6 protein-coding genes are annotated in these 7,224 nt (G+C 67.5%); all 6 read left to right on the top strand.

Annotation, left to right across the window (positions count from 1 at the left end):
- Positions 1-756, top strand: a 756-nt coding sequence (locus VFK57_11445; protein ID HET7696315.1) for a rod shape-determining protein, incomplete at its 5' end; no start/stop codon positions are given.
- A 73-nt stretch (positions 757-829) separates the two neighbouring features.
- Positions 830-1,708: a rod shape-determining protein MreC gene (mreC, locus tag VFK57_11450; protein ID HET7696316.1), complete on the top strand. Its 879-nt coding sequence runs from the start codon at positions 830-832 to the stop codon at positions 1,706-1,708.
- Positions 1,705-2,223, top strand: a complete 519-nt coding sequence (mreD, locus tag VFK57_11455) for a rod shape-determining protein MreD (protein HET7696317.1) — start codon at positions 1,705-1,707, stop codon at positions 2,221-2,223. Before mreC ends, mreD begins: the two co-directional genes overlap by 4 nt.
- Positions 2,224-2,225: 2 nt before the next feature.
- The gene (gene mrdA, locus VFK57_11460; GenBank protein ID HET7696318.1) at positions 2,226-4,130 is read left to right on the top strand and encodes a penicillin-binding protein 2; all 1,905 of its coding nucleotides are present in this window, start codon (positions 2,226-2,228) and stop codon (positions 4,128-4,130) included.
- Positions 4,131-4,134: 4 nt separating this feature from the next.
- On the top strand, positions 4,135-5,241 hold the full coding sequence (gene rodA / locus VFK57_11465) for a rod shape-determining protein RodA (protein HET7696319.1): 1,107 nt from the start codon (positions 4,135-4,137) through the stop codon (positions 5,239-5,241).
- Between the two features lie 56 nt (positions 5,242-5,297).
- Entirely contained in the window at positions 5,298-6,944 is a 1,647-nt protein-coding gene (locus VFK57_11470; GenBank protein HET7696320.1) for an Rne/Rng family ribonuclease, read from the top strand.
- Positions 6,945-7,224: the final 280 nt, after the last annotated feature.

Below are 7,224 nucleotides of genomic sequence, written 5' to 3' on the forward strand. Positions count from 1 at the left end.
TTCATCAAGAAGGCGCACAACCGCAACGTCTGGGTGCGCCCGCGGATCGTCATCGGCGTCCCCTCCGAGATCACCCAGGTCGAGAAGCGCGCGGTCAAGGACAGCGCCTACCGCGCCAAGGCCAGCGAGGTGTATCTCGTCGAGGAAGCGATGGCCGCGGCGATCGGCGCCGGGATGCCGATCACCGAGCCGTCGGGCAACATGATCGTCGACATCGGCGGCGGCACCACCGACATCGCCGTCATCTCGCTCGCCGGCATCGTCTACAGCAAGGCGGTGCGCGTCGCCGGCAACGAGATGGACGAGGCGATCATCCAGTACATCAAGAAGACCTACAACCTGCTCATCGGCGAACGCACCGCCGAAGCGATCAAGATGGAGATCGGCTCCGCGTTCCCGCTCGAGGAGCGGATGACGATGGAGATCAAGGGGCGGCATCTCATCGAGGGGGTGCCGAAGACGATCACCATCACCGACGAAGAGATCCGCGAGGCGCTCGCCGAGACGGTGAACGTGATCGTCGACGCGGTGCGCGTCGCCCTGGAACGCACGCCGCCCGAGCTCTCGGCCGACATCGTCGACCGCGGCATCGTGCTGACCGGGGGGGGATCGATGCTGAAGAACCTGGACAAGCGGCTGCGCGAAGAGACCGGCCTGCCGCTGGCGATGGCGGAGGATCCGCTGTCGTCGGTGGTGCTCGGCGCCGGCCGCATGCTCTCGGACTTCAACCTGCTGCGGAAGATTTCGATCGATTGATGCCGCGGACCACAGACGCGAGCGGGCGCGCGTGTAGGGGAGTCTGAGGGGCGGAGCCCCTCAGATCAAATCGATGCTTGACATCCGCAAGCGGACCGGCTGGATCTTCTTCGGCGCGATGATCGCGCAGATCCTGCTGGTGTCCGCGCAGGTGCAGACCAAGTCCGGCGTGCGGGCGCTGAACGCGGTGACCTTCGAGGTGTTCTCGCGGATCGAGCACGGCACCGCCTCCTTCGTGAAGGGCGGCCAGGGCTTCTGGGGGAACTACATCGGCCTGCGCGGCGTGAAAGCGGAGAACGACGCGCTCAAGAAGCGGGTCGCCGAGCTGGAAGTGCAGCTGCAGCAGGAGCACGCGCTGGCGGCGCGATCGCAGCGGCTGCAGGCGCTGATGGATCTGAAGTCGCAGGCGACGGTGCCGACGCTGGCCGCGGAGGTGATCGCCGGCAACCCGGATCCGATCATGCGGACGATCACGATCGATCGCGGCAGCGCCGACGGCGTGCTGCCCGACATGGCGGTGATCGCGCCCGGCGGCGTGGTCGGACGCGTCATCGGCCCGGTGGCACGGCATGCGGCGCGCGTGCAGCTGATCATCGATCGCAACGCCGCCGCGGGAGCGATCATCGAGCGCACGCGCACCGGCGGCATGGTGGTCGGCGCCGAATCGAATCCGCCGCTGCGCATGGAACTGGTCTCGAACCTGGCCGACGTCCAGCCCGGTGACGCGGTCGTCGCCTCCGGCGTCGACGGGATCTATCCGAAGGGCTACGCCATCGGCAGGATCGAGAAGGCGGAGCGGGGCAGCGGCCTCTACTACACGATCGAGGTGCGGCCCACGGTCGACTTCTCGGGGATCGAGGAAGTGCTGGTGGTGATGGCGCCGGCGCGGCCGGCGACGGTCGAAGAACCGGTGAAGCCCGCCGAGCCGGCGAAGCCCGGCGGGCCGAAGTGAGGTCGGCGGCGGTGGTCCTGGGGATCGTCGGCGCGCTCGCGCTGCAGACGACGCTGTCGGGGATGCTGACGGGCGGCGCCATCGCGGTCAACCTGGTGCTGGTCGCGGTCGTGTTCCTCGCGCTCTCGTACGGGGCGGTGACCGGGACGCTGGTCGGCATGATCGGCGGCCTGGCGCAGGACGCGCTGGCGGGCGGGATTGTCGGGCTCGGCGGGATGACGAAAACCGTGATCGGCTTTTTCGTCGGCGTCCTGTCCGCCCAGTTCAACCTGTCGACGACGGTGCCGCGGCTGGTGATGTTCGCCGCCGCGACGGTCGTCCACCAGGTGGTGTTCGAGGGGCTGCACGCGCTGATTGGCGGACGGCCGCTGGCACTGCAGTGGTCCGCGGTGCTGATACAGGCGCTGGCCAACGCGCTGCTCGGGATCGTGGCATTCTTTATCGTGGAGAAGGGGCCGGAAGCGGCGCAGCGCCGCCGCACCGGCCGATCGACGCTGTCGCAGCGGAGATTCTGAGCATGACCACCAACTTGATGCCGGACGATCGGCGCAGTCTGACCCTGCGGCTCGGCGTCCTGCAGTACATCGTCGCCTGCACCTTTGCGCTGCTTGCGGTGGGCTTCTGGATCTTCCAGATCGGCCAGCACGAGAAGTTCCGCGAGATGGCCGAGAACAACCGGCTGCGCCGGCTGCCGCTGCCGGCGCCGCGCGGGGTGCTGCTCGATCGGCATGGCAAGGTGCTGGTCGAGAACCAGAGCACCTTCAACATCGCGCTGGTCCGCGAGCAGACCAAGAACATCGGCGACGTGCTTCGGATCGTGGCGTTCGCCACCGGCGTGGACCGCGAGCAGCTGGAGGATGTCGTCAACCGCCGCCGCCGCGAGCCGAGCTTCCGCCCGATCGTGCTGATCGAGAACGCGTCCGAGGCCCAGGTCGCGGCGGTGTACGCGCGCCGTCTCGAGCTGCCCGGCGTCTTCTATCAGCAGGTGCCGTCGCGCAAGTATCCCGCGAGCGCCGTCGGCGCGCACCTGTTCGGCTATGTCGGCGAGGTCACCGAGCCGCAGCTGCAGCGGGCCGACTACAAGGACATCGAGCCTGGAACGATCGTCGGCCAGGCGGGGCTCGAGCTCGCGTACAACAAGCAGCTGATGGGCGTGGACGGCAACAAGGTGGTGGTCGTCAACAGCGTCGGCCGGGAGATCCGTCCGCTGGAGGAGCTGCCGCCGACGACCGGCCGCCCGATGCAGCTCACCATCGACGCCGACGTGCAGAAGGCGACCGAGGACGGCTTCGCGGCGACCGGCTTCGACGGCGCCGCCGTCGTGCTCGATCCGCGCAACGGCGAGGTCCTGTCGTTCACCAGCCGTCCCTCGTTCGATCCCAACGCGTTCACCGCCGGCATCGACCGCTCGACGTGGAGCGCGCTGATCAACGATCCGCTCAAGCCGCTGCAGAACCGCGCGCTGCAGGGCACCTATTCGCCCGGCTCCACGTTCAAGATGGCGGTGGGGCTGGCGGGCCTCGAAGAAGGCATCATCACCCCGAACTTCCACGTCTACTGCGGCGGCGGCCAGACCTTCTACGGACGGTTCTTCCGCTGCCACAAGGCGACCGGCCACGGCTCGATGAACCTGGCGCATGCCATCGAGCAGTCGTGCGACGTCTACTTCTACACCGTCGGCAACATGCTCGGCGTCGACCGGATCAACAAGTGGGCGACGCTGTTCGGTCTCGGCGTCAAGTCCGGCATCGACCTGCCGAACGAGCTGTCGGGCCTCGTCCCGTCGACCGAGTGGAAGGCGAAGTACACCCGGGAGAAGAAGTGGTACGCCGGCGAGACGATCTCGGTCTCGATCGGACAGGGCCAGGTGTCGGTGACGCCGGTGTCGCTGGCGGTCTACACCGCGACGCTCGCCAACGGCGGGACGCGGGTGACGCCGCACCTGGTGAAGGCGGTCGACGACGGGACCGGGTTGAAGCCGGTGCCGGCGCCGAAGCCGCAGTCGCAGGTCGAAGTGACGCCGGAAAAGCTGCAGGCGATCCGCGAAGGCATGTGGCTGGTGGTCAACGGCGGCGCCGGCACGGCGCGGCGCGCCGCCATCCCCGGCAAGGACGTCTGCGGCAAGACCGGCACCGCCCAGGTCATCTCGCTCCAGGGGCGCGCCGCCGCGCGCACCAACCGCAACCTGCGCGACCACGGCTGGTTCACGTTCTTCGCGCCGCGCGACAATCCCGAGATCGCCGGCGTCGTCTTCCTCGAGCACGGCATCCACAGCGCGAACGCGGCGTCGGTCGCCAGGCACATTCTCGAGACCTACTTCGCGAAGAAGGAGGGGCGGCCGCTGCCGCCGCCGCCGACGCGGGAGCAGATGCGTCTCGATCTGAGCGATCGGTTCGCGCGGACCGGCGCGGGCCAGCACTAGCGTCATGTTCGAACGGCGGCTGTACTTCCACGTCGACTGGCTGCTCCTGGCGGCGATCCTGCTGCTGGCCGGGATCGGCGTCGCCATGGTCTACAGCACCACCTACATCATCACGCCGACCGGGGGCCGCGCCGCGCAGCAGGTGTGGACCCAGAGCTACGCGCTCGGCATCGGCCTGATCGCGCTGCTCATCTGTCTCGCCATCGACTACCGCGTGTTCGCCGAGCACTCGCTGTTCCTCTACGGCAGCCTGCTGGTGCTGCTCGTGTTCGTGCTCCTCAAGGGGCAGACGCAGATGGGCGGCCAGCGGTGGATCCCGATCGGACCGTTCCACCTGCAGCCCTCCGAGTTCGCGCGCATCGGCGTGGCGCTGATGCTGGCGATGTACTTCGGCGAGAACCGCCGCGGCGCGAAGAACACCAGCGATCTCGTGATCGGCGGCATCCTCACCGGCATCCCGCTGCTGCTCATCGCCAAGCAGCCCGACCTCGGCACCGCCGTGACGCTGCTGCCGGTGTTCGTCGGCGTCGCGTTCCTCGCCGGCCTCCGCCTGCGGCTGCTCGCCGTGCTCGCCATGGCGGCGGTGCTGGCGGCCCCGGTGGCGTGGAAGTTTGCGCTCAAGGACTACCAGAAGTCCCGCATCGTCACCTTCATGGATCCGGAGCAGGATCCGCGCGGCGCCGGCTATCAGACCATCCAGGCGCGGGTCACCGTCGGCTCGGGCGGCCTGACCGGCAAGGGGTTCCGCAACGGCACGCAGGGGCAGTACAAGTTCCTGCCCGTCGCGCACAACGATTTCATCTTCTCGGTCCTCGCGGAGGAGCAGGGGTTCATCGGCGTGCTCACCGCCCTGGGGCTGTATCTGTTCGTGATCTTGCGATCTCTCGAGGCGGCCCGGCTGGCCAAGGACCGCCTCGGCGCGTATCTGGTGGGAGGCATCATTTCGGGGTTCGCGTTCCAGGTGATTTACAACGTGTCGATGTCGGCCGGTCTGGCGCCGGTCAAGGGGATTACGCTGCCGCTCATGAGCTACGGCGGCTCCTCGCTCATCGCCACACTTGCCGGTTTCGGTCTCATCCTGAATGTCCGGATGAGGCGCTTCACGAATTAGGCGGATCAACATGCTGTACATCCTCATGGCGCTGATCCGCGGCTGGAGTCCAGGTAATGAACAAGGAGATGATCATCTCCTCGGGCGCGCACGACACGCGCGTGGCGATTCTCGAGGACGATCAGGTCGTCGAGATCTTCATCGAGCGCGAGAATCAGCGCGGCGTGGTCGGCAACATCTACAAGGGCCGCGTGTCCAAGGTCCTCCCGGGCATGCAGTCGTCGTTCGTCGACATCGGGCTCGAGCGGGACGCGTTTCTCTACGTCACTGAAGTCGTCAACACCGTCGAGGAGTTCGAGAAGCTCGCCGGTGACGAGGAGGACTCCGACTCCCTTCGCGCTGACGGTGACGCGAACCTCGTCGGGACCGCGCCCGACCCGCTTCGCGCCGAGGGGGCGGGACCCGAGCAAAGTCCCGCGCCGGCCAAGACGCCCGAGCGGCGAGGCCGCGACCGTGACCGCGATCGGGACAAGGAGCCGCCGCAGGCCAAAATCGAGGACCTTCTCAAGGAAGGGCAGGAAGTCCTCGTCCAGGTCGTCAAGGAGCCGCTCGGCACCAAGGGCGCGCGGCTGACGTCCCACGTCACGATGCCGGGGCGCTTCCTGGTCTTCATGCCGACCGTCGATCACGTCGGCGTGTCGCGCAAGATCGAGTCGCGCGAGGAGCGCAGCCGGCTGCGCGGCATCGTCCGGCAGTTCCGCGAGCAGCACGGCTTCACCGGCGGCGTGATCATCCGCACCGCGGCCGCCGGACGCTCCGAGGCCGACATCGTCAGCGACCTGTCGTACTTCCACGAGATCTGGACGCAGGTGCGCAGCAAGATGGAGAACCGCCGTCCGCCGGCGGTGCTGTTCCAGGAGCAGAGCCTCGTCACCAAGCTCCTGCGCGACATGCTGACCGACGACTACACCGCCATCCGGCTGGACGACGAGGCCGAGTACCGCCGGGTGACGCAGCTGGTCGAGCGGATCATGCCGTCGCTGCTGCCGCGGGTGAAGCTCTACACCAAGGACTACCCGATCTTCGAGGAATACGGCATCCAGGCGGAGATCGACAAGGCGCTCCGCCCCAAGGTGTGGCTGAAATCGGGCGGCTACCTGGTGATCAATCCGACCGAGGCGCTGGTCGCGATCGACGTCAACACCGGCCGCTACGTCGGCAAGAAGTCCAGCGGCCGGCTCGAAGACACCATCGTCAAGACCAACCTGGAAGCGGTGAAGGAAATCGTCCGGCAGATCCGGCTGCGCGATCTCGGCGGCATCATCGTGCTCGACCTGATCGACATGGAGGAGAAGAAGAACCGGCAGCGGGTCTTCCAGGAGGTCGAGAAGGAGCTGCGCAAGGATCGCTCGCCGTCCAAGGCGCTGCAGGTGTCGGATTTCGGCCTGGTGATCGTCACGCGCAAGCGCGTGAAGCAGAGCCTCGAGCGTCAGCTCACCGAGCCCTGCCCGTATTGCTCCGGGTCAGGCTCGATCAAGTCGAGCGCGACGATCTGCTTCGAGATCCTGACCGAGCTGAAGAAGGTGGGGCAGGACCTCGACGGACACGGCGTGCTGCTGCGGGTGAACCCGGACATCGCCCGGGCGCTGAAGGAAGAGGAGAGCGCGGTGCTGCGCGAACTGCAGCAGGTGCTCGGCCGGCCCGTGACGATCCGCCCGGATGCACACCTGCATCACGAACAGTTCGATGTCATGGCTATTTAGGAGAGTCGCTTCGCTCCCTGTAGGGCAGAGGGCAGAGGGCTGAGGGCAGGGAAGAGAGTCGCTTCGCTCCCTGTCGGGCGGAGGGCTCAGGGCAGGGAAGCGAGTCGCTTTGCTCCCTGTCGGGCAAGGGGGCTGGAAGAGGGTCGCTTCGCTCCCAGTCGGGCAGAGGGCTCAGGGCAGGGAAGCGAGTCGCTTTGCTCCCTGTCGGGCGGAGGGAAGGAAGAGAGTCGCTTCGCTCCCTGTCGGGCATTGGGCCGAACTCTCCGCCCGACGGCGAGCG

The sequence above is a fragment of the Vicinamibacterales bacterium genome (genome assembly GCA_035699745.1).
Taxonomy (GTDB): Bacteria; Acidobacteriota; Vicinamibacteria; order Vicinamibacterales; family 2-12-FULL-66-21; genus JAICSD01.